Raw genomic sequence first — 20,961 nt, forward strand, 5'->3', positions numbered from 1 at the left:
GTCGTCTCATGGACCTTGGGGGCCCAGTGACCAACACAGTGGAAACCGTCGGCGGGCCGACGCGGCGGGTGCGGCAGGCGCGGGTCGCCATCGCCGCCGTCTTCGCCGTGCACGGCGCGGTGACCGGCAGTTTCGCCACCCGGATCCCGTGGATCCAGGAACACGCGGGGATCAGCGCGGGCCAGCTCGGCCTCGCGCTCGCCTTCCCCGCCATCGGTGCCTCGCTCACCATGCCGCTCGCCGCGCGGATCGGGCACCGGCTCGGCGGCAGGCTGGGCCTCCGGCTGCTGCTCGCGTACTGGACGCTGGCGCTGATCCTCCCGTCCCTGGCGGGAAACCTCTTCACCCTGTGCCTCGCGCTGTTCGTCATGGGCACCGCGGCCGGCACCTCGGACGTGCTGATGAACGCCCTCGGCGTCGACGTCGAGGAGAAGATGGGCAAGTCGGTCATGTCGGGGCTGCACGGCATGTGGACCACGGGCGCGCTCGTCGGCTCGGCCGCGGGCACGCTCGCCGCGCACGCCGGATTGGACGCACGGATCCACTTCGTGATCGCGTCGGCGGTGCTCACCGTCGCCGGCGCGCTGCTTTGCCAGGGCGTTTTCGACGTGCGGAGCGCGCCCGACGAGCACCCGCCGCCGAGGTTCGCGTTGCCGCCGAAGTCGGCCGTGATCATCGGTGCCGTCGCGTTCTGCGCCGTCTTCGCCGAGGGGGCGAGCCTCGACTGGTCCGCCGTCTACCTGCGTGACGTCCTCGGCACGTCGCCGGGCATCGCGGCCGCGTCGACCACCGCGTTCACCTGCACGATGGCGGTCGCGCGGCTCTCGGGCGACGCGCTGGTGCGGCGTTTCGGCTCGGTCAAAACCGTCCGCGCGGGTGGAGTCTTCGCGACCGCCGGTGGGCTGCTGGTCGTCTTCGCCGTCCATCCGGTGATGGCGATGGCCGGTTTCGCCTTGATCGGGCTCGGCGTCTCCGTCGTCGTACCGCTCGCCTTCGCGGCGGCCGGCCGCAGCGGGCCGACGCCGAGCCAGTCGATCGCGGGCGTCGCGACCATCACCTATTCGTCGGGTCTCGTCGCGCCGTCGTTGATCGGGGGGATCGCCGACCTGACGTCGCTGACGATCTCCTTCGCGGTGGTCACGCTGCTGGCGCTCGGCTTGGTGGCGGGCGCCGGCGTCCTTCGGTCCCGCTAGTCGAACTGGAGGGAACGCTTGGCGAGGCCGTGCCAGTAGCCGTCGATCACGGTCTCGCCCTTGCCCTCCGACGAGCTCGCGCCGAGCGACACGAACAGCGGGGCGAAGTGTTCGATCCTGGGGTGCGCGATGGCCGCGGCAGGGGCCTTGTGCTGGAAGTCCAGCAACGCGTCGAGGTCGCCCTCGCGCAGGGTTTCCGCACCCCAGTGGTCGAATTCGCTCGACCACGACGGCGGCGTCCCGTCGGTGCCGTCGGTCTCGCGCATCGCGCTCAGGTTGTGCGTGAAGAAACCGCTGCCGATGATCAGCACGCCCTCGTCGCGCAGCGGCGCGAGCTTGCGGCCGAGGTCGAACAGCTCACGCGGGTCCAGCGACGGCATCGACACCTGCAGCACCGGGATGTCGGCGTCCGGGTACATCTCCACGAGCGGGACGTACGCGCCGTGATCGAGACCGCGGTCGGGCGCGTCGTGGACCGGCGTCTGGGACGAACGCAGGAGCTTCCGCACCTTGTCCGCCAGCGCGGGAGCACCGGGCGCGGCGTATTCCACCTGGTAGTAGCGGTCCGGGAAGCCCCAGAAGTCGTAGACGAGCGGCACCGTGGTGGTGGCGCCGAGGGTCAGCGGCGCCTCTTCCCAGTGCGCCGAGACGACGAGGATCGCCTTCGGCTTCTCGAGGTCCGCCGACCAGCCGGCGAGCTGGCGGGTCCAGGTGGCGTCGTCGGCGAGCGGCGGCGCGCCGTGGCTGAGGTAGAGCACCGGCGTCATGTCAGCTCCAGGTGTTTGAACTTTCAACTACCAGGATAGACGACGCCGGCCGCCTCCGCCTTATTCCCGGCCGAGGTTCGCGGCCATGCGTTCCAGTACGCCGACCGTCGCCCGGTATTCGTCGTCGCTGATGCCCTCGGTCACGCGTGAGCGGAATTCGCCGATCTTGGTCTTCAGTCGAAGGTGGGCCGCCCGGCCTGCTTCGGTCAGGCCGTCCTCGTCCATCCAGCCGCGAAGGCGCAGGTCGGCGATGGTTTCCCGGAGATCTCCGAATGGCTTCAGCGCCTCTTCGGGCGACGCTCCCGTGTTCAGGACCTGCCAGTGGCGGCGGGTCAGCGATTCGGCGGCGAGGAGGTGGTCCAGTGAAGCTTCGAGAGCCTGGTGAAGATGGGCGAACCAGAATCCGATGGGCTTCATGGATACTCCTCAAGCAGGCGACAACTACATGTAAAAATACATGCATTTGGTGAGGACGGGCAATGACGGACGCCGTGGCCGACGTGGAACGCGCGATGATCGCCATCCGGCGAAGCCAAGCGAGGCGATCGCTGTCGAAACTCGCCCGCGACCGCGCCGAAACGATGCCGGACCAGGCGATACAGGGGCTGCTGGACGCCGTCGAAGCGGCCGAGGAGAGCGGCGAACCGGGCACCGTCACCAGCCTCGCGGCGGCGTTGACCATCGACCAGCCGCGGGCGAGCCGCCTGGTCGCCCGCGCGGTCGAGGGCGGTTTCCTCCGGCGCGAAGCCGATCAGCGCGACGGCCGCCGCGCCGTCCTCGTGCTCACCGAAACCGGTCGCGCCGAAGTGACGCGGATGCACGAATTCCGCCGCTCGGTGTTCGCCGAGGCGATGGCGGACTGGCCGGACGGCGACCGTCGCGAATTCGCGCGGCTGCTGACGGCGTTCGTCCGGAACTACGGGGCGCTCGGCGTGAAGTAGTTGACCAGGTTGCCGTCGGGATCGCGGAACAGCAGCGACCGGTTCCCCCACGGCATCGTGGTCGGCTCCTGCACGATCTCGGCCAGCTCCGCCAGCCGCTCGTACTCGCGGTCGACGTCCTCGACGCGGAATTCGAGGATCGCGGTCCGGTTCGATTCGGGCACGGCGGCGCCCGCGCCGAACAGCTGCATCGTCTCGGCGCTGCCGATCGCCAAGGTGCACGACGGGCCGACGAGTTCGGCGAACTGCTCGGAGCGCCATCGCGAGTCGAGGCCGGTCGCCTTCTCGTAGAAACCGGCGAGACGGGCGACGTCGTGGGTGATCACACGGACGGAAACGAACTGCACGATGGATCCTTTCGGGTGCCGGAAAGCGGGACACCGGCCACGCTAGGAGCAATACCGGGCAGAATCCGCCCGGTATTCTCCGGCTTGTGACCAGGCCCATCGCCCGAGTGCTCGCGCTGCTGGAGATCCTCCAGAGCGGTGGGACGCGCACCGTCGCCGAGCTCGCCGACCGGCTCGACGTGGACGAACGCACGGTCCGCCGCTACGCCGAACACCTCGTCGACCTGGACATCCCGGTGCGCTCGGTGCGCGGCCGGTACGGCGGTTACCGGCTGGCCCCCGGCTACCGGATGCCGCCGTTGATGCTCACCGACGAGGAGGCACTGGCCGTCCTGCTCGGCCTGGTCGCGGGACGGCGGGCGGGGCTGATCACCACGTCGGTCGCGGCCGTCGAGAGCGCGGTCGCGAAGGTCCGGCGGGTGCTTCCCGAAGCACTGGGCCGCCGGTTGGACGCGCTGCTGGAGAACGCCGACTTCACCGCTCCCGCCCGGAAACCCCTGTCGGCCGAGGCCGAAGTCCTGCTCACCGTCGCGGAAGCGGCGCGGGACCGGCGTCCGGTCGCGCTCGCGTATCTCGCCGGTCACGGCGGGGCGAGTGAACGCGTCGTCCATCCCTACGGCGTCGTGGCGCACTCCGGGCGGTGGTACCTGACGGGCTTCGACTCGGCCAGCGGAGAGGTGCGCACCTTCCGCGTCGACCGGATCCAGTCGGCCGAGACGCGGGCCGGGACCTTCGAGACGCCGGACGGTTTCGATCCGGCCGAGCGGGTGCTGACCGCGCTGGCCGAGACGCCGTACCGGCACGACGTCTCCGTGTGGATCGAGGCGACGCCGGAGGAGATCCGCGCCGTTTTCCCGCCGTCCGTGGCCACTCTCGAAACCGATGGGGATCGGGTGCGTGTCCGCGTCCGGGCACAGCGGCTGGACTGGATCCCGCCGCTGCTCGCCGCGCTCGACCGGCCGTTCGACATCGAACGGCCGGCCGAGCTCCGAGATCTGGTCGGCGCGCTCGCGGCCCGGCTGGCCGAGCGGGCGCGCTGACCGGTCACTTACCGCAGAACACCGTCCGGACGAGCTTGTTCAGCGCCGCCGGGAACGCCTGCCCCGCGTTCGCGTCGTCCCCGCCGGTGACCGACGCGGTCAGCGTCTTGCTGCCGTCCGGCGTGCTGTACATCAGCGATCCGTAGCCGTTGAGGCCACCGTTGTGGTTGAGGACGACGCCGACACAGCCCGGGCCCAAGTCCTGCGAGAACTGCCCGAGACCGTAGAAGCCGTAGAGGCTTTCGCTGCCCGGATGCGTCACGCGCATCTCGGCCAGCAGCCAGGCAGGCAGGAGCTTTCCACTCTGCAGCGCGGAAAAGTACGTCTGGAGATCCTTGGTCGTCGAGATCATGTCGCCGGCACTGGAGATCCAGGTCGGGTTCTGGTGGGTGACGTCGATCGTCTTCCACTGGCCGGCGTTCTCGTAGCGGTAGTAGGCGTGGGCGTACGGCTTGGGCATCCCGGCCCACGCCCCCGGCGACAAGGTGTCACGCAGCTTGAGCGGCCGCAGGATCCGCCGGTCCAGCTCGTCGGCGAAGGGACGGCCGCTGAGCTTCTCGACCAGCAGCCTGGCCACCACGTAGTTGGTGTTGGAGTAGCTCCAGCCCGCCCCCGGCGCGAAGACCGCGGGCTTGGACACGGCCAGCCGCACCAGTTCCTCCGGCTGGTAGGTGTGGAACCGCTTGTCCACCCATTCCTGGCCCGCCCACGGGATCCCCGGCGTGACCGTGCCGTCCGGGTTGTACTGGCCGGTGTGGTTGAACAGCCCGCTGGTGTGCTGCAGCAGCATCCGCACGGTGATCCGCGGGTCCAGCCCGAGCTGGGGAAGGAGACCGGCGACCGGGGTGTCGAGGCCGATCCGGCCCTCTGCCACGAACTGCAGCACCAGGGTCGCGGTGAAGTTCTTCGTCGTGCTGCCGAGGCGGAAGTGGCCGTTCGTCGGCGGCTTCGCGGTGCCGCCCAGTTCGCGCACCCCGGCGCTGCCGGACCATTCGCCCCGCTCGTCGCGGACGCGCAGCTGCATCCCGGCGAAGCCCGCGTCGACGAATTCCTGGGCCGCCCGCTGCAGTTCCGGGCGATCCTGCCCGGCGGAGGCGGCGGGGGCGGTCACGCCCGCCAGCAGTGCGGCGGCCAGCGCGGTGAGACCGATGCGGCGGAAGGTCTTCAGTGTCTTGGTCATGGCGACCACATTCGCGGGCCGCGCTGACACGGGACGGTCATGGCGCTGACATGGGGCGTCAGCCTGAGAGGCGGGCTTCGATGCCGTCGAGGAGGAAATCGAGGCCCATCCGGAAGGTCTCGTCGGCGTCCAGGTGGACGGCGTCGCGGACGACCGTGGCCAGCGCGGGGAGATCACCACTGGCGAACGCCCGCGTCAGATAGGGCCCGAGCGTGGCCTGCCACCGCTGCTCGTCCATCCCGGTGGCACGTTCGGCGCGGCGTTCGGCGATCTCCCGGCGGACCGCGCCGATCGTGTACGCGTTGACCGCCGAGACCACCGGCATCGCGGAATCCACCCCGACGTCACCCAGCGCCGCCATCACGGCCTCGGCGGTGGCCAGCGCGTGCGGCCCCAGCTGGGGCCTGCCGCCCAGGAGGTCGGCGAGCCATTCGTGCCGGTGGACGGCGCGGCGCATGGCGTCGGCGAGCGACCGCAGCACCTCCCGCCAGCCGTCGCCGGTGGGCCGGATCTCGGCGTGGGCGGCGTCGACCATCAGGTCGAGCAGCTCTTCCTTGTTCTCGATGTAGCCGTACAGCCGCATCGGGCCGACGTCCAGTGCGGTCGCGATCTTGCGCAGGGACACCGCGTCCAGGCCATCCGCGTCGGCGAGCCGGATCGCCGCCCGCACGATCAGCTCCCGGCTCAGCGGGGCCAGGGCGGGCCGATCCGGCGGCTCGGGCCGCTCCCACACCACCATGGCGGTGACAATACAACGCATTGGTCGATACAGTGTATCGACCAATACACTGTATCGAGAGGTGCGAATCATGAGCATCGCCATCGTCGGAGCGGGCCCCGGTGGCCTGGCGCTCGCCCGGGTCCTGCACGTCCACGGCATCGAGGCCGTCGTGTACGAACGAGAGACGTCACGCCACGCCCGCGGTCAGGGCGGCATGCTCGACATCCACGCCGACACCGGGCAGCGGGCGCTGCGCGAAGCCGGCCTGATCGACCGGTTCACCACGATCGCCCGCGGCGAGGGCCAGGACATGCGGCTCCTGGAACCGGACGGCACCCTGCTGCTGCAGGAGGACACACCGGACGACGCGCCCTTCGCGCGACCCGAGGTCGACCGGGCCGATCTGCGCGACCTGCTGCTGGACTCGCTTCCCGAGCACACGGTGCGCTGGGGGCACGCGTTCGAATCCGCCGAAGACGGCGTCGTGCGCTTCGCGAATGGGCACAGCGCGACGTACGACCTCCTGGTCGGCGCCGACGGCGCCAACTCCCGCGTCCGCCCCTTGCTCACCGACGCCCGGCCGGCGCATCTCGGTCACAACCTGGTCGAACTCCGTATTCCCGAAATCGACCGCACCCATCCCGATCTCGCGGCGATGGTCGGACGCGGCACGTACTGGGTGCTCGGCGACGGGAAATCCCTCGCGGCGCAACGCAACGGCGACGGCACCGTTCGCGTCGGCCTCAGCTTCTACGGCACCGCCGAGGACTGGTTCGCCACCAATGGGATGCCACTCGACGATCCGGCCGCCGCGCGGACGTGGCTGATCGGACGGCTCGACGGCTGGGACGCGCGGTTCACCGCGCTGATCGCGGCCTGCGACGACGTGGTCGTGCCGCGGTCGATCAGCAGCCTCCCAGTCGGCCTGACCTGGCCGTCGGCGCCGGACGTCACCCTGGTCGGCGACGCCGCGCACCTGATGCCGCCGGTGGGCGAAGGCGCCAACATGGCCCTGCTCGACGGCGCCCTGCTCGGGCTCGCGCTGGCCGCGCGGCCGGACGACTTCCCCGCCGCCGTCAAGGAGTACGAACACGAGATGTTCGAACGCGCCGGTGCCGCCGCCCGGATGTCCGAGCGGGTCCACGAACTCCTCGCGGCTCCGGACGCTTCCCGGAAAATGCTCGCGTTCTTCCAACCCGGGTGAGGCTAAGGTGGCTATGAACGAAAAATCATTTCGTTCATAGCCAGCCAGGAGCCGAGATGCCGAGCCCGTTCAGCGCCGAGGACCGCGCGAGGATCACCGAGCGGCTCCTGGCCGCCGGACGTGCCCTGTTCGCCGAGCAGGGCCTGCGCAAAACCTCGCTGGACGACCTCGTTGCCCCCGCCGGGATCGCCAAAAGCAGCTTCTACGCCTTCTTCGACTCGAAGGAGGCGCTGTACCTGGAGCTCATGCTGCGGCAGGCCCCTGAGCTGCACGAACAGCTGGCGTCGGTGGTGAACGAGACCGAAAACGCCCGCGCCGCCCTTGCCGGTTTCCTGCGCGCCACGGTACGGATCTTGGCGGAGAACCCGCTCTATCACCGGCTGATCACGCATCCCGAGGAGATGCGGGCGGTGGCCCGGCGGATGGGGCCCGAGGAGATGGCCAGAGCCGAGCAGGTGCTGCCGCTTCCCGGATTCCTGGCGGCGGCCCGAGCCAAGGGGCAGCTCGTCGACGCCGACGACGACGAGCTGACCGGGGTGCTCCAGGCCGTGTTGCTGCTGCCCATGCACCGGCAGGACATCGGCGAGCAGCGCTACCCCGCCGTACTTGACCGGCTCATCGACATCGTCGCGGCGGGACTGATCAAGGAGTGACCATGCGCGAAGGTGTACTGGCCGGTGGGGCCCCGTATTTCGAGTTCGGCACGGGAAGTCCGCTCGTCGTCTTCCGGACGGTGCTGCCCGACTCGGCCAACCCCACCGGCGTCGCCCGCTGGGCCGAGGTGCGTTCCCTCAAACCGCTGGCCGCGCGGTTCACCGTGCTGACGGTCGGCCGGCGGCCGGGGCTCGAACCCGGCGTCACCATGGCGGACCTCGCCGCCCACCACGCCGAAGAGTTGCGGGAACGGTTCGACGGCCCGGTCGACGTGCTCGGCGTGTCCACGGCCGGCTGCCTGGCGCTGCAGTTCGCCGCCGACCACCCCGGCCTGGTGCGAAACCTGGTGGTCGGGGCCGCGGGCACCCGCCTCGGCTCGACCGGCCGCCGCGTCCAGCGCGAGTACGCGGATCTCCTGGCCGCCGGACGGCACCGGGCCGCGGCCATGGCGCTGGCGCCCACGGTCGCGGAAACCCGGCCGGGGCGGGCTCTGCTGGCCTGCCTGCTGGCGCTGACCTCCGGCCGTCCGGCGGACCCGAACGGCATGGTGGCCATGTTGCGGGCCGAAGACGCCTTCGACATCGAAGACCGGCTCGGCGAGATCACCGCGCCCACCTTGGTGATCGCCGGCTCGCGGGACGCCCTCTACCCGCTCGAACTCGCCGAACGGGTGGCCGACAAGACCCGCCGCGGCGATCTCAAGGTCTACCCGGGCCGACGGCACCACACCGTGATGAGCGACCGGCGCTTCACGAAGGACGTCTTCGAGTTCTTGCTTTAGTCGTGTGAAAGGTCGACGAAGCGGCTGTAGTGCAGCTGGTGCGCCACGGTGATCGTCGCCGTCGGCCCGGCACGGTGCTTCGCGATGATCAGGTCCGCCTCGCCCGCCCGCGGGTCGTCCCGCTCCCAGGCGTCGGGGCGGTTGACCAGGATGACGAGGTCGGCGTCCTGCTCCAGCGAGCCGGACTCACGGAGGTCGGACAGCATCGGGCGTTTGTCGGTCCGCTGCTCGGGACCACGGTTCAGCTGGCTGATCGCGATCACCGGGACCTCGATCTCCTTCGCCAGCAGCTTCATCTGCCGCGAGAACTCCGAAACCTCCTGCTGCCGCGACTCGACGCGCTTGCCCGAGGTCATCAGCTGGAGATAGTCGAGGACGACGAGTTTGAGGTCGTTGCGCTGCTTGAGCCGCCGGGCCTTCGCGCGGATCTCCATCATCGTCATGTTCGGCGAGTCGTCGACGAACAGCGGCGCTTCGGAGACCTCGCTCATCCGGCGCGCGAGCCGGGTCCAGTCGTCGTCGGACATCTTGCCACCGCGCATATCCGCCAGGCGGATCCGAGCCTCGGCCGAGAGCATGCGCATGACGATCTCGGTCCTGCTCATTTCCAGCGAGAAGATGACGCTGGTCAGACCGTGTTTGATGGACGCCGAACGCGCGAAGTCCAGGCCGAGCGTCGAGTTGTGGGTCGGGACCATCGATCGCCCGGCCAGGTACAGGTGGTCCGGAGCGTCGACCTCCACACACCGCACCGGGACGGACGCCACGGGGCGGACGTCCACGACGTAGCGGAGGTGGGGCCGGACGCGAACGTTGGTGAGCCGCTCCTTCTGCTCCAGATGCTTCCGCTGCAACCAGAACACCCGGTCCTGAGTGGTGAAGCCGAGGATGTACGCCGTCGAGGTCTCTTCGCTGCGCCCCTTGACCCTCTTGGTCGTGAACGCGCAGCGGTACCCGAGGCTGACGATCAGTTCCCGGGTCTGCTCGGCGAGCACCTTGCTCGTCACGGCGAACTGAACCGCGCCGGAATGGGTGACGGTGCCGTCGGTGTCGAGCAGCCCGGCCAGCAGCGCACGGCGTTGCTCGACGGACGCGCGCAGATACTCCACCGGGATGTGCTTGTTCCCCAGCACGCCCAACGTGCGGAGAATCGCCTGCACACTGCCGTGTTCATTGCGGCAGGCCTGGCAAAGTCGCATCCCCGACGACGGGCGTCCGCAGTCGGGGCAGGTCGGCGCGGGCACCGGGGGGCTCTGGAAACGCACCTTGCCGCCGCAGGAACGGCCGCATGTCCGCACCTGGGAGGTCTGGGGCAGGAACGGTTCGCCGCATACCTCGCAACGGCGGTATTCCACCGGGTCCGGCGGAACCAACCGCAGGGTGTACGACAGCTCGGCGTGGCGTTCCACCAGGAGTCCCGCTTCCCCTTCCAGGTAGCAGATGATCTCCGGGTCCGCTGTGGTGAAGCGGGCGCTCGCCGAGTGGCCGTCGCCGAGCCAGGCGCCGAGCGCGTAGGGGTGAAGAGGGAGTTCGCGTTCAGGCAGTTGCAGTGGAGCCGTGGTCGCGATGGAGTGGTTGGCACGTCCGTCCGCCGTTCGGCAGCGCAGCGTGGCCGCCAGCTCTTCCGTCGTGCGCACCGCCGGGCCGGCCGCCGAGCGGCGGGACGACCTCGTGTCGGTCAGCCACTGGTGTTCGGCGTCCGCGAGGAGCACCGTGCCGTCCGAGAACTCGACCTCGTAGCAAGGGCGGCCCTCCATGACCTCGGTCGCCGCGACCACGGTCGTGGGGCGGCCGTTCGCGCCGATCAGCCTGTCGCCGGGCTGGACCTCGCCCATGGTCGTCCAGCCGTCGGGAGTGGCCAGCGGGGTGTCCAGGGCGAGCGCCTTCCCGACACCGGGCCGCGCCGCGACGATGATCATCTGGCCGGGGTGCAGGCCGTTGGTCAGATCGTCGAAGTCGGCGAATCCGGTCGGGATGCCCTGCGACTGCCCACCGCGTGACGCGATCGCGTCGATCTCGTCCATGGTCGGCTGGAGCAGCTCTTCCAGCGCGACGTAGTCCTCGCTGGTGCGCCGCTCGGTGACGTCGTAGATCGCGGCCTGCGCGCGGTCGACGACCTCGTCGATGTTCGCGCCGTCGGCCGCGGCCGCGCCGTAGCCGTACTGCACGATCCGGGTGCCCGCCTCGACCAGGCGCCGCAGCACCGCCTTCTCGGAGACGATCTCGGCGTAGTACCCGGCGTTCGCCGCCGTCGGCACCGTCGCGATCAGGGTGTGCAGATACGGGGCGCCGCCGACCCGGCCCAGCTCGCCGCGGCGTTCCAGCTCGGCGGAGACGGTGATCGGGTCGGCGGGTTCGCCTCGGCCGTAGAGGTCGAGGATGACGTCGTAGATCGCTTGATGCGCGGGACGGTAGAAGTCGTCGGGGCCGAGGGCTTCGATGACGTCGGCGACGGCGTCCTTCGACAGCAGCATGCCGCCGAGCACGGATTGCTCGGCCGCGATGTCCTGCGGAGGCTGACGGTCGTATTCGCCGCCACGCGGACCGGGGTCGCTGGGACCCGGGTCGGACTCCGCGTACATCGGATTGCGGTCGTCGGTCAGCGCCACCGCTGCTGCCACCTCCTCAAGACATCGAACACGCGTTCGATTATGCCAGAATTTCCCCGGTCGGTCCGCCCGCGCCCGTCCGCCCCTCCCGCGGTTCCGGACTCTCCCCTGTCTTCCCCTCTTCGGCCGGACGACCACCACGGTGTGTACCGGCCCGGCGGGCACGCTAGGCCCCCCGAAAGGACGAGCGCAATTTCGCCTGGGGACCGCCCTGTGGACAACCTGGGGATGACTGCGGGCATCCCTTCACAGGTGGCCGAAACCCTGTGTACAACTTGTGGGCAACGCTGGGATGGTCTGACAAAAGTGCTGGTCAGGCCCTGTGGAGAGACTGTGGAGAACTTTATTCACCTCGCGACGGCGTGTCGGGCAAAAGTCGTCGTTCGGCGTGTCGCACGCGGGCGCACAGGAGTGCCCTGTGGATGAATGCTACGGAGGGTAGAGGGGCGACCCGCCGGGCTGAACGGGCCGCAATTCAGGACGCGAACAACCTGCCCTGTGCGCTCCGTAGTCGTTCTGCGAGAACCTGCTGGTCGGCGGGTGTGAAGGCGATCCTCGGCTCGCCACTCCCCGGTACCTCTTCGGTCAGCCAGCGGCCCTCGGTCGTATCGATGTAGTTCACCGGGCGTTCGATCCGCTGCCGCGCGCCGCTTCGGCCGCGGGCCGCGACGTAGAGGCTTCCACTCCCCAAACGGCGTAACGCGAGGATGCGGCGAAGCTCGTCGGCCTCCTGGCTCCCGGCGCTCTGTCGTCCGCTGCGAAGCACCTCGAAGCCCTCGTCCTGCGCCGTCGACGAGGAGCGCGGAGCCTCGACCTGACTCTTCGGCACGGCGATCGGACGGCTGCGTCCCGGCGCGAGCTTGGGGATCTGGTCGAGGAACTCGGTGAGCAGCTCTTCGGGCCGCACGGAGGCCAGCGCGACGCCGTCGTGCTCGCTGTGCCGGGCGAGCACGAAACCCTCGCCGCCGGCGCTCCCCGCGAGCACGCTGAAGCTCAGCGCCTTGCCCTCGAACCCGCCGTCGACCCAGCCGTAGTACTCCAGCGACGGCCTGGCGATCGCTTCGAGCGTCGCCTTGAAACCGGGGTGCAGTCCTCGTGCGCCGAAGAGGCCCTGGCTCGCCAGTTCCTCGTTGGTCCGCTCGTCCTCGGCCCGCTGCGCGTCCTCGTCGTACCAGGTGGGGGTTTCCGACAGGATCGTGTGCGGTTCGCCGCCTCGGCGGCGGATCAGCGTGATGAGGGTGCCGGTCGTGATCGTGACCTGTTTGTCCAGCACCGGAACTGCCCCCTAGTCGTTCTGTTCGTCCAGCCCGGGAACAAGACAAGCCGGGCGCGGCCCCATCTTGGCACGCGCCCGGCCCGCTCGTGACTACTAGTCCTTCATCGGTGAACCCGCGACCGCGATCGACGTCGGCAGGGCGCGTGTTGGCACTCCCAGTCGCCTTTCGCGGTGCAGGCGCCCTGCCACCGCGATAGCGGGGCCTTGCGGCCGGGCGGGTTCACAACCGTGGCCGTATGCCGTCATTGCCGCAGCTCCGCCCCCAACTCACTCGCCGATCACCGGCGGTGCGGTGAGCTCGTCGGTTCCGAAGATCTCGTTGGGGTCGTCGCCGACGAGGAACTTGGAGCTGCGCTCCTCGTCTTCGCCGCCCTTCCCCCTGGCGCCACCGGCTCCCATACCGCCCATGCCGCCCATCATTCCGCCCGCGCCGCGGCCCGCTCCGGAACCCGCGCCACCGGCGCCGCCGCCCATGCCGGCGCCACCCATCGCGCCCGCGTTGCCGGGCAGGGCCGCGCCACTTCCGCCACCGGGGCCGAAGCCGCCACCAGGACCGAAGCCACCGTCCGGGCCGAAGCCGCCCGCACCGGGGATGTCGGTGCCGCCGAAGCCGCCACCGGCGCCTCCGCCGCCACCACCCGGGCCGAAGCCACCGGCGCCGGGGATCTTCGGCGGGGTGTAGCCGGACGCGTTCGTCCCGTCGTCCCAGGACGGCGGCTTGTAGTTGCTGCCGGGGATGTTCGGGTTGTACTGCCCGCCGGGCAGGTTCGAACCCGGCAGGTTCGACCCGGGCAGATTGCTGCCCGGAAGGTTCGATCCCGGCGTGCCGATACCCGGCATGTTCGAACCGGGGATGTTCGGGCTGGGGACACTCGGCATCCCGCCGGGCGGCATCGAACCGGGCGGCGTCGAGATGCCCGGCATGCCGTTGTTCCCGTTCCGGTCGCCCTGGCCGCTGCCGTCCTTGTCGTTGCCGTTCTTGTCCTTGCCGCCGCCGTTGACGTCGACGTTGGTGTTCTGCCCCTCCATCTTGTTGTAGGTGGGCAGCTTCTTGCCGTTCTCGGAACTGGCCTTGAAGTACTCGTTGAACGCGTCGACGTTCGCTTGACCCTTTTGGTTGTAGTCCCGGATCGCGCGGTCGGTGTCGGTGGTCCACGGGGTGATGGAGTTGAGCAGGTTGTTCTTCGGCGGGTCCTTCGGGACCTGCTGCACCTTCGCCTTCACCGTGGTGAAGGCGGTGTTCTGCTCACCGAGGTACTTGTCGGAGTCCACCAGCTTCTTGCCGGAGTCCTCCATCCACGTCCGCAGCGGGTGCGCACCCGACTGCTGCGCGGCTTCGGCGCTCTTACCGGTCCAGGCGGCGTCCATCTCCTTCGACAGGTTGTCGATGGTGGTCAGCCTGTCCTGGTAGCCGGCCTTGAGCCGGGTCGCGGCGGCCTGGCCCTCCTGGATCGACCCGGTACCCGGACCGGTGACGATCTTCTCCCAGATGTTGTAGCAGTCGATCTTGCGATCGCCGCCGGACGCTTCGAAGTCGCCGGATTTCGTGGTCGCCAGGTTGTAGGCCGAATACCCGGCGATGATCGGCAGCAGGAACACGCGTCAGCCCTCCTTCAACGTCTCGATCATCGCTTCCCCCACTTTGAGCGCGACCGGGCACGGATCACTCGCGCCGGGCCCGTTGTCGTACTGCACCAGGATGTTCACGGACAGCTGGTCGGTCACGCCGACGAACAGACCGCATTTGCCGTTCTTGCGGTGGTCGAGCGACGCGGCGTACACCGCCGGGTAGCCGGCGACCTCGGTCGGCTCGAAGTACTCGTTGTTGGCCTTCGTGTCGTAGACGTCGCTCAGGCCGTTCTTGTTCGCGAGCACCGGGCTGATCTCGATCTGGTTCAGCTGGTCGTCGGCGGCGAAGATCGAGCAGCCGGGCCCGACGCTGGTGGTCCGCCGCTCGCCTTCGCCGAGACCGAGCTCGGTCCGCTTCGCCGCGGAAAGCGCGGCACAGGCGTCGCTCTCGATCGACGAGGTCTTCAACGGGTTCGACACCTTGGGCGCGGAGCCGGACGAGCCGCTCGACGCGCTGGAGGCACCGGCACCGGTCGTGTAGGACGGCTCCGAAGAGGCGGTGCCGGTCTTGGTGCCCGAACAGCCGGCGACCAGCGCGCCCGCGGCCAGGAGGAGAACGAGGGAACGTCGCATCACACGGCCTTGTGCTTGTTGAGCGAAGCCTGCGTTTCGGCCTCGTTCGTGGCGATCTTCTGCTTCGCGGCGGTCAGCTGGTCGATGTAGTTCTTGACGTATTCCTGCATCTTCTGGTTCTGCTCCAGGAACGCCTTGCCCGACGGGTTGGCCAGCTTCTCCCAGTCGCCGCTCGCGAACTCCTTGCCGGGCGCCTTGACGTTCGCCATCAGGTTCGCGTCGGCGTAGTCCCGCTTGAGCTCGGCCTGCAGATCCGTCCACTTCTTGATGATGCCGTCGATCTTGTCCTTGTCGAAGGTGAACCCGCCGCCACCTCCGCCAGACGCCGGCTTGTCCGGGTTGGCCGGCGCGGACACCGTGACCTTCTCCTGCCGGTTCTGCTCGGCGTTGCTGTCGTAAGCCATGCGTCCAGATCTCCCCGTGCCTCGACGTCGAGTCTCGATAATGCCTTGATCCCCAGTCAAGCTTAAGACGTGGCCTGGTGGGGTGCGGTTCCCCGTAAAACAAAGGGCGGGACACCTCCGGAATGGAGACGTCCCGCCCTTTGTCGAAGCGGTGTTACTTGGCCTTGACCTCGAGCCGCACGTCGACGCGGACGTCGGGGTGCAGACGGGCGCCGACCGAGTGCTTGCCCACGGTCTTGATGTGGTCCTTCAGCTCGATGACGCGCTTGTCGAGCAGCGGGCCACCCGCGGCCTTGATCGCGTCCACGATCTCGGCGGTGGTGATCGAACCGAAGAGCTTCTTCGAGCCCTCGGCCGCCTTGCCGCTCAGCTGGATGGCGCCGAGGCCCTCCAGGGTCGCCTTGATCTCCTTGGCGTGGTCGAGGTCGCGGATGCGACGGCTCTCCTGCGCCCGCTTGATCGTGCGCACGTTCTTCTCCGCGCCCTTGGTGGCCACGATGGCGTAGCCGCGGGGGAGCAGGTAGTTGCGTGCGTAGCCGTCCTTGACCTCGACGATGTCGCCGGGCCCACCGAGGTTGGCGACGTCGGTGGTGAGAATGATCTTCGCCATTGACGTGCCTCCTTAGCGCGCGGTCGAGGTGTAGGGCAGCAGCGCCATTTCGCGGGAGTTCTTGACCGCGATGGCGATGTCACGCTGGTGCTGGCTGCAGTTGCCGGTCACCCGACGGGCGCGGATCTTCCCGCGGTCGGAGATGTACTTCCGAAGCAGGTTGGTGTCCTTGTAGTCGATGTTCTCCGGGCGGCCCTTCTTCTCGGCCTTGCAGAACACGCAGACCTTCTTCTTGGGCTTGCGGATGGGTGGCTTGGCCACGGTATTACTCCTGAATTTCTACGTAGTGGTTGTCTCGAGGCGTCTCGCGGAGCTCGCGCCCGCGGTGGATCGCCTGATCAGAAGGGCGGCTCGTCGGAGAAACCGCCGCCACCGCCGCCACCGGCGGGCGGGGCGGAGCCCCACGGGTCGTCGGCGGGCGGGGCGCTCTGGCCGCCGCCACCACCGAAGCCGCCGCCACCGCCACCGGTGCCACGGCTGACCTTGTTCACCTTGGCGGTGGCGTAGCGCAGCGACGGGCCGATCTCATCGACCTCGAGCTCGACGACCGTGCGCTTCTCGCCTTCCTTGGTCTCGAAAGACCGCTGCTTGAGGCGCCCCTGCACGACGACTCGCGCGCCACGCGTCAGCGACTCGGCGACGTTCTCGGCCGCCTGACGCCAGATGTTGCAGCGCAGGAACAGGGCCTCGCCGTCCTTCCACTCACCGGACTGACGGTCCAGCGTGCGCGGGGTGGACGCGACGGTGAAGTTCGCGACCGCCGCACCGGAAGGGGTGAAGCGAAGCTCCGGGTCGGACGTGAGGTTGCCGATCACCGTGATGACGGTGTCTCCAGCCATCGGGAAAGTCCTTCGGCTCAGGCCTTGGCGGCGGCGGTCGCGGCGCGCTTGATCTCGCGGCGCATGACCTTGGTGCGGAGCACGGTCTCCTGCAGCGAGAGCTGACGGTCCAGCTCCTTGACCGCTTCCGAAGTCGAGTTCAGGTCGAGGAGCGCGTAGATGCCCTCGGTGTGCTTCTTGATCTCGTAGGACAGCCGGCGACGGCCCCAGACGTCGACCTTCTCGACGCTTCCGCCCGAAGTGCGGATCACGTTGAGGAAGTTGTCCAGGGTCGGGGCCACCGTACGCTCGTCGAGCGTGGGGTCCAGGATGACCATTACCTCGTAATGGCGTGACACAACCACTCACCTCCTATGGGCTCGCGGCCACGGACTGTCCGTGGCAGGAGGGTTTGTCCAGGTAAGCGTACCTGGCGGTCAGGAGACGCGGCGCAGGACCCAGGTGCGGACCAGCGCGGCGGTCACGCCGGCGAGCACGAGCACCGCGAGCAGCATCGGCAGCTGGACGTCGCCGCCGGGCATGCCGTCGGTCGCGAGCGCTTCGGCGTTGCCCGCGTTGCGGACGTCCGGACCCGGCCCGGCCTGGCCGTCGGTGCCGTACTGCGGGGCGCCCTCGCCCGGGAGCGGGCTGTTGGCCGGGTAGCGCACGCCCGGCGCCACCGCGACACCCGGCTGCGCGACCGGCAGGTTGCCGTAGTCGCGCGGCGGGGCGTAGCCGGTGCCGTTGCTGCCGCCGGGCAGCAGGCTCGGCGAGGTCGGGAGGCCGTTGGTGCCGCCGCCGTTGCCGCCCTGCTGCGGGGCGGTGGTGCCCGGCGTCGGCAGGGTGGGCGCGACGTAGTTCGTGGCGACCGTGGTCAGGCCGCAGCTGCCGGCGACCTTGTGCTCGATGGAGTCGAGGGTCTTCTCGGGGTTGAGCCCGAGGCCCCAGGACTTGGTGTTCTTGACCGCCTGGCGCACGGCCGTGCCGATCGCCTTGCCGTCGACCGAACCGCCCGCGGCGTTCGGGACCGCGCCGACGTTGATGGTGTTGACCTTCGCGATGTCGTTCGCGGCGACGTCGTACAGCGCCAGCGTGCCCGCTTCCCGCGCGCCCGCCCGCACCAGTTCCTTGACCGAGGTGCCGGTGATCGCGACGGTGTCGCCCATCCCGCCGTTCACGGTGCCGCTGCACGCGTTCGCCAGCGTGGTGCCCGCCGCCGAGGCGGTACCCGCCGTCAGGAGCGCGCCACCGGTGACCATGGTCGCGAGTGCGGTGACGGTGAGCGCCTTGCGGGTGGTCTGCCAGATGGTGGTCTTCCGCACGGGCGCGATCCTCCGGGTCGGTGGGGGCGTGAAGCAGTGCATGAGGAATCACTGCAACGGGGATAACGAGGGAGCGACCAGAAAGATACTAGGCGGTAGGACTAACTTGTAGCGGCCATTCGGCGGAGGACCCAGGTGCGCACGAGGCCCGCGCTGACTCCGGAGAGTGCCAAAACGGCGATCAGCAGCGGCAGTTTCCCGTCCTGAGTGAATCCGTCGCTCACACTCGGTAGCGCTTCCGCCTGTCCCGCATTCTGGACGTCCGGGTTGCCGGCCTGGTTCTCGGTCGCGAGGCCGTACTGCGGCGCGTAACCCGGGATCTGGCCGCCGTACCGGAGGCCGGGCGACGGGCTGAAGAGACCGGCCGTCGCCATCGGGATGGAGCTGTAGTCGCGCATCGGGGCGTAGCCCGTGCTGATGCCCCAGGGCAGGCCGCCGAAATTCGGGGTGAAGGTGCCGGGCAGGAGCGGGCTGTTCGCCGCGGGGATGCCGGCCGCCGGAGCGCCACCCTGCGCGGGAGCACCCGGTCCGCCGGTCTGGGGTCCGCCGCTGCCGGGTGTTCCGGGAGCGGGTTTCCCCGGCTGGGGCTGGGTTCCGGGAGCGGGCTTGGCGCCACCACCGGTCAGGGCTTCGTGGGTGCCGCTGACGGCGCCGTTCAGCGCTTCCGCAGCGGGCGCGCCGACGACCGGGACCGGCGCGACGACGGTGTTCACCACGGTCACCGTCACCTTGCAGACCGTGCCGAGCAGCGCGTTGATCGTGCCCGTGAGCACTCCGGAGACCGGTCCGGCCTGGCCGAGGTTGAGCGGGATGCCGAGCAACGGGGTCTTGCCGAGGATCGTGTCGCCGGGTTTCGCGGTCACCGAGCCGCCGCAGGTGGCGGTCTTGGTCTCCGCGGCGGCGGCCTGGCCGGGCATGGCGAGGGCGGCCGAGCCCGCGAGAATGAAGGCCGACGCACCCAGGGCGGTCGCCCTCCGTGTCCGTTCGCGCATGCCTTCGACTCCTCCGTCGTCGGGGTCACCTACCCGGATAACGACGCTAACGGAGACAAGTAACGCCCGCTCACTCGAAGAGGTCAGGCATTCGAGTGGAAGCGGGCGTCACTGACGGTGAAGGTCAGGCGGGCTTACCCCGCAGCCAAGCGCGGACCAGAGCCGCGGCGACGACGGCCAGCGCCAGCACCGCGAGCAGCAGCGGCAGCTTGGCCGGGGCGACCGGCGCCTGGACCGCCTGCGCGTTGCCGGTGTCCTTCTCGTCGACGGTGGGCGGCGGCACCTCGCCGGGGATGATCTCGGTGATCACCGGCGCCTGGACGAAGCTGCCGGGGAGCAGCGCGGCGTTGCTGATCAGGCCGGCGATCGAGTCGCCGCCGATGCCGGTGGAGGAGCCCGGGGCGGTCTCGACCGGGAGTTCGCTGCCCGGACCGCCGGGCTGACCCGGCCCCGGCTTCGGGGGCTCCGGCTTGGGAGGCTCCGGGTTCGGCGGTTTTGGGCCGGGTGGGATCTCCGGGACTCCCGGGATCTCCTCGACGACGCCCTGGGTCAGGTTCCCGACCGCGTTCACCGCGCCCTGCGCCGGTTTGCAGACACCCTGCGCGACGAGGTCGCCTGCCGCGTTGTCGGTGAGACCGGTCGTTTTGACGAGATCGCCGACCGGCAGCGAGAGCAGAGGCTTCCGGCCTTCGGCGGTCTTGGCCTTCGAATCGAGACCGACCGTCAGCGCCTCGGACGAACCGAGCGGGGCACCCGCGTCGAGCACGAGACCGTCGGCCGACTTCCCGTTCTGCAGCGTCGATCCGCAATCACCGGAAAGGGTCGGGCTCGGTTCCTCGGCGGCCGTCGCGGTCATCGGGAACGCGAGTCCGGCCGTGACCGAAAGCGCGAATCCCCAAGCCGTGATCCGCCCGGCAGTCTTCCCCATCGAGTTCGTCCTCCGCCCCTCAAAGACCCACGCGGTTTTAACGGAACGCGCTCACGCTACCCCACGAGCGTGACCATCCGGTCCGCGACGGCGAAAAACCCGCGAGGGTAACTCCGCCTTCCTCCCCACCACCGCCCTCAACGGAGGAGCTTCGCTCCGCGTAGATTCCTTCAACATGAAAATCGGTGCCCATGTCCGCGACGACGATCCCCTCTCCGCGGTCGCCGAACGCGAGGCCGAGGTCCTCCAGTTCTTCCTTTCCGACCCGCAGGGCTGGAAGGCTCCCAAACCCCACCCGCACGGCGAAGCGATCAAGGAATCGCCGGTCGAGGTGTTCATCCACTCGCCGTACCTGATCAATGTGGCGTCGATGAACAACCGCATCCGCATCCCGTCGCGGAAGAACGTCACCCAGCACGCGAACGGCGCCGCCGAAATCGGCGCGAAAGGGCTCGTCGTGCACGGCGGCCACGTCGGTTCGGCGGAAGACGTCGAAGAAGGCCTCGTCAACTGGCGCAAGCTTTTCGAGCGGGAACAGGAAAAGGGCGGCTTCGCCGTGCCGATCCTGATCGAGAACACCGCGGGCGGCGACAACGCGATGACCCGCGACCTCGACACGATCGCCCGGCTCTGGGACAAGGTCGGCGAATTCGGCGCCGGTTTCTGTTTCGACACCTGCCACGCGTACGCGGCGGGCTGGGATCTGACCGAGGCGGTCAAGAAGGTCAAGGCCATCACCGGCCGGATCGACCTGGTGCACCTCAACAATTCGCGTGACGAATTCGGTTCCACGCGGGACCGGCACGCCAACGTCGTCGGCGGCGACGGCACGATCGATCCCGAGGTGCTGGCCGCCGTCGCGGCCGAAGCGGGCGCGCCCGTGGTCGTCGAGACCCCGGCCGAGGGGCAGGCCGCGGACATCGCCTTCGTCCGGGAGCGCGTCGCGTCCGCCTGACGTCGCGGTGGTCCGAA

General features: G+C 69.5%; 24 protein-coding genes. 7 read left to right on the forward strand and 17 right to left on the reverse strand.

The window, feature by feature from the left end:
* The first annotated feature begins 26 nt into the window (after positions 1–26).
* The gene (locus tag ED92_RS06485) at positions 27–1,193 is read left to right on the forward strand and encodes an MFS transporter (protein ID WP_037334098.1); all 1,167 of its coding nucleotides are present in this window, start codon (positions 27–29) and stop codon (positions 1,191–1,193) included.
* Here ED92_RS06485 and ED92_RS06490 read toward each other — a convergent pair.
* Positions 1,190–1,960, reverse strand: a complete 771-nt coding sequence (locus ED92_RS06490) for a dioxygenase (RefSeq protein WP_037334100.1) — start codon at positions 1,958–1,960, stop codon at positions 1,190–1,192. The two genes, ED92_RS06485 and ED92_RS06490, sit on opposite strands and share 4 nt — an antisense overlap.
* 60 nt (positions 1,961–2,020) lie before the next feature.
* On the reverse strand, positions 2,021–2,377 hold the full coding sequence (locus ED92_RS06495; RefSeq protein ID WP_037334102.1) for a hypothetical protein: 357 nt from the start codon (positions 2,375–2,377) through the stop codon (positions 2,021–2,023).
* Between the two features lie 62 nt (positions 2,378–2,439).
* Between ED92_RS06495 and ED92_RS06500 the strand changes: the two genes are divergently transcribed.
* A complete protein-coding gene (locus ED92_RS06500; protein ID WP_037334104.1) occupies positions 2,440–2,901 on the forward strand; it encodes a MarR family winged helix-turn-helix transcriptional regulator in 462 nt (153 codons plus the stop codon).
* On the opposite strand, the gene ED92_RS06505 is transcribed toward ED92_RS06500, so the two are convergent.
* The gene (locus ED92_RS06505; protein WP_037334107.1) at positions 2,877–3,248 is read right to left on the reverse strand and encodes a VOC family protein; all 372 of its coding nucleotides are present in this window, start codon (positions 3,246–3,248) and stop codon (positions 2,877–2,879) included. The two genes, ED92_RS06500 and ED92_RS06505, sit on opposite strands and share 25 nt — an antisense overlap.
* A gap of 86 nt (positions 3,249–3,334) precedes the next feature.
* Between ED92_RS06505 and ED92_RS06510 the strand changes: the two genes are divergently transcribed.
* Positions 3,335–4,288 carry a YafY family protein gene (locus ED92_RS06510; protein ID WP_081975709.1) on the forward strand — a complete coding sequence of 318 codons (954 nt, stop codon included), beginning with the start codon at positions 3,335–3,337 and terminating at the stop codon, positions 4,286–4,288.
* Between the two features lie 4 nt (positions 4,289–4,292).
* On the opposite strand, the gene ED92_RS06515 is transcribed toward ED92_RS06510, so the two are convergent.
* Positions 4,293–5,468 carry a serine hydrolase gene (locus tag ED92_RS06515; protein WP_037334116.1) on the reverse strand — a complete coding sequence of 392 codons (1,176 nt, stop codon included), beginning with the start codon at positions 5,466–5,468 and terminating at the stop codon, positions 4,293–4,295.
* 58 nt (positions 5,469–5,526) lie between these two features.
* Positions 5,527–6,207, reverse strand: a complete 681-nt coding sequence (locus ED92_RS06520) for a TetR/AcrR family transcriptional regulator (RefSeq protein ID WP_037334119.1) — start codon at positions 6,205–6,207, stop codon at positions 5,527–5,529.
* A gap of 70 nt (positions 6,208–6,277) precedes the next feature.
* Here ED92_RS06520 and ED92_RS06525 point away from each other — a divergent pair, with 70 nt between their 5' ends.
* The 3 genes from ED92_RS06525 to ED92_RS06535 are packed head-to-tail and all read left to right on the forward strand — an operon-like array spanning position 6,278 to position 8,828.
* Entirely contained in the window at positions 6,278–7,393 is a 1,116-nt protein-coding gene (locus ED92_RS06525; RefSeq protein WP_037334122.1) for an NAD(P)/FAD-dependent oxidoreductase, read from the forward strand.
* Positions 7,394–7,449: 56 nt separating this feature from the next.
* Complete coding sequence (locus ED92_RS06530; protein ID WP_037334125.1) at positions 7,450–8,046, forward strand: TetR/AcrR family transcriptional regulator; 597 nt, start codon at positions 7,450–7,452, stop codon at positions 8,044–8,046.
* 2 nt (positions 8,047–8,048) lie between these two features.
* Positions 8,049–8,828, forward strand: coding sequence for an alpha/beta fold hydrolase (locus tag ED92_RS06535; RefSeq protein WP_037334128.1), 780 nt, complete (start codon positions 8,049–8,051; stop codon positions 8,826–8,828).
* On the opposite strand, the gene dnaB is transcribed toward ED92_RS06535, so the two are convergent.
* The 12 genes from dnaB to ED92_RS06595 form a co-directional block, all read right to left on the reverse strand.
* Positions 8,825–11,437 (reverse strand): replicative DNA helicase, encoded by a 2,613-nt coding sequence (dnaB, locus tag ED92_RS06540; protein WP_037334131.1) that lies wholly within the window; start codon positions 11,435–11,437, stop codon positions 8,825–8,827. The genes ED92_RS06535 and dnaB overlap by 4 nt on opposite strands.
* A 475-nt stretch (positions 11,438–11,912) precedes the next feature.
* Positions 11,913–12,710 carry an ESX secretion-associated protein EspG gene (locus ED92_RS06545; RefSeq protein WP_037334133.1) on the reverse strand — a complete coding sequence of 266 codons (798 nt, stop codon included), beginning with the start codon at positions 12,708–12,710 and terminating at the stop codon, positions 11,913–11,915.
* Positions 12,711–12,980: 270 nt separating this feature from the next.
* Positions 12,981–14,312, reverse strand: a complete 1,332-nt coding sequence (locus ED92_RS06550) for a PPE domain-containing protein (protein ID WP_037334135.1) — start codon at positions 14,310–14,312, stop codon at positions 12,981–12,983.
* A gap of 3 nt (positions 14,313–14,315) precedes the next feature.
* Positions 14,316–14,915: a DUF3558 domain-containing protein gene (locus ED92_RS06555; protein WP_037336135.1), complete on the reverse strand. Its 600-nt coding sequence runs from the start codon at positions 14,913–14,915 to the stop codon at positions 14,316–14,318.
* Positions 14,915–15,319 carry a hypothetical protein gene (locus ED92_RS06560; RefSeq protein ID WP_037334138.1) on the reverse strand — a complete coding sequence of 135 codons (405 nt, stop codon included), beginning with the start codon at positions 15,317–15,319 and terminating at the stop codon, positions 14,915–14,917. Before ED92_RS06560 ends, ED92_RS06555 begins: the two co-directional genes overlap by 1 nt.
* A gap of 154 nt (positions 15,320–15,473) precedes the next feature.
* Entirely contained in the window at positions 15,474–15,929 is a 456-nt protein-coding gene (gene rplI / locus ED92_RS06565) for a 50S ribosomal protein L9 (protein ID WP_005168124.1), read from the reverse strand.
* Positions 15,930–15,941: 12 nt separating this feature from the next.
* Positions 15,942–16,190: a 30S ribosomal protein S18 gene (gene rpsR, locus ED92_RS06570; RefSeq protein WP_005168122.1), complete on the reverse strand. Its 249-nt coding sequence runs from the start codon at positions 16,188–16,190 to the stop codon at positions 15,942–15,944.
* A gap of 77 nt (positions 16,191–16,267) precedes the next feature.
* Complete coding sequence (locus ED92_RS06575) at positions 16,268–16,768, reverse strand: single-stranded DNA-binding protein (protein WP_037334141.1); 501 nt, start codon at positions 16,766–16,768, stop codon at positions 16,268–16,270.
* Between the two features lie 17 nt (positions 16,769–16,785).
* Positions 16,786–17,106: a 30S ribosomal protein S6 gene (gene rpsF, locus ED92_RS06580; protein ID WP_200882673.1), complete on the reverse strand. Its 321-nt coding sequence runs from the start codon at positions 17,104–17,106 to the stop codon at positions 16,786–16,788.
* 78 nt (positions 17,107–17,184) lie between these two features.
* Positions 17,185–18,069 carry a hypothetical protein gene (locus ED92_RS06585; RefSeq protein WP_037334146.1) on the reverse strand — a complete coding sequence of 295 codons (885 nt, stop codon included), beginning with the start codon at positions 18,067–18,069 and terminating at the stop codon, positions 17,185–17,187.
* Positions 18,070–18,170: 101 nt separating this feature from the next.
* Positions 18,171–19,061: a hypothetical protein gene (locus ED92_RS06590; RefSeq protein WP_037334148.1), complete on the reverse strand. Its 891-nt coding sequence runs from the start codon at positions 19,059–19,061 to the stop codon at positions 18,171–18,173.
* A 124-nt stretch (positions 19,062–19,185) separates the two neighbouring features.
* A complete protein-coding gene (locus ED92_RS06595) occupies positions 19,186–19,989 on the reverse strand; it encodes a hypothetical protein (RefSeq protein WP_037334151.1) in 804 nt (267 codons plus the stop codon).
* 175 nt (positions 19,990–20,164) lie between these two features.
* On the opposite strand from ED92_RS06595, the gene ED92_RS06600 reads away from it, so the two are divergent.
* A complete protein-coding gene (locus ED92_RS06600; RefSeq protein ID WP_037334154.1) occupies positions 20,165–20,944 on the forward strand; it encodes a deoxyribonuclease IV in 780 nt (259 codons plus the stop codon).
* Positions 20,945–20,961 lie beyond the last annotated feature (17 nt).

It is taken from the genome of Amycolatopsis sp. MJM2582, from assembly GCF_000754115.1.
In the GTDB taxonomy this organism is placed as follows: domain Bacteria; phylum Actinomycetota; class Actinomycetes; order Mycobacteriales; family Pseudonocardiaceae; genus Amycolatopsis; species Amycolatopsis japonica.

Bases quoted from the DNA above. Each gene is read 5' to 3' on its own strand.
- ED92_RS06535 (WP_037334128.1), top strand. From the start codon at position 8,049: ATGCGCGAAGGTGTACTGGCCGGTGGGGCCCCGTATTTCGAGTTCGGC.
- ED92_RS06595 (WP_037334151.1), bottom strand. From the start codon at position 19,989: ATGGGGAAGACTGCCGGGCGGATCACGGCTTGGGGATTCGCGCTTTCG.
- ED92_RS06555 (WP_037336135.1), bottom strand. From the start codon at position 14,915: ATGCGACGTTCCCTCGTTCTCCTCCTGGCCGCGGGCGCGCTGGTCGCC.
- ED92_RS06575 (WP_037334141.1), bottom strand. From the start codon at position 16,768: ATGGCTGGAGACACCGTCATCACGGTGATCGGCAACCTCACGTCCGAC.
- ED92_RS06525 (WP_037334122.1), top strand. From the start codon at position 6,278: ATGAGCATCGCCATCGTCGGAGCGGGCCCCGGTGGCCTGGCGCTCGCC.
- rplI (WP_005168124.1), bottom strand. From the start codon at position 15,929: ATGGCGAAGATCATTCTCACCACCGACGTCGCCAACCTCGGTGGGCCC.
- ED92_RS06500 (WP_037334104.1), top strand. From the start codon at position 2,440: ATGACGGACGCCGTGGCCGACGTGGAACGCGCGATGATCGCCATCCGG.
- ED92_RS06530 (WP_037334125.1), top strand. From the start codon at position 7,450: ATGCCGAGCCCGTTCAGCGCCGAGGACCGCGCGAGGATCACCGAGCGG.
- ED92_RS06515 (WP_037334116.1), bottom strand. From the start codon at position 5,468: ATGACCAAGACACTGAAGACCTTCCGCCGCATCGGTCTCACCGCGCTG.
- ED92_RS06490 (WP_037334100.1), bottom strand. From the start codon at position 1,960: ATGACGCCGGTGCTCTACCTCAGCCACGGCGCGCCGCCGCTCGCCGAC.
- ED92_RS06590 (WP_037334148.1), bottom strand. From the start codon at position 19,061: ATGCGCGAACGGACACGGAGGGCGACCGCCCTGGGTGCGTCGGCCTTC.
- ED92_RS06560 (WP_037334138.1), bottom strand. From the start codon at position 15,319: ATGGCTTACGACAGCAACGCCGAGCAGAACCGGCAGGAGAAGGTCACG.
- ED92_RS06495 (WP_037334102.1), bottom strand. From the start codon at position 2,377: ATGAAGCCCATCGGATTCTGGTTCGCCCATCTTCACCAGGCTCTCGAA.
- ED92_RS06520 (WP_037334119.1), bottom strand. From the start codon at position 6,207: ATGGTGGTGTGGGAGCGGCCCGAGCCGCCGGATCGGCCCGCCCTGGCC.
- ED92_RS06600 (WP_037334154.1), top strand. From the start codon at position 20,165: ATGAAAATCGGTGCCCATGTCCGCGACGACGATCCCCTCTCCGCGGTC.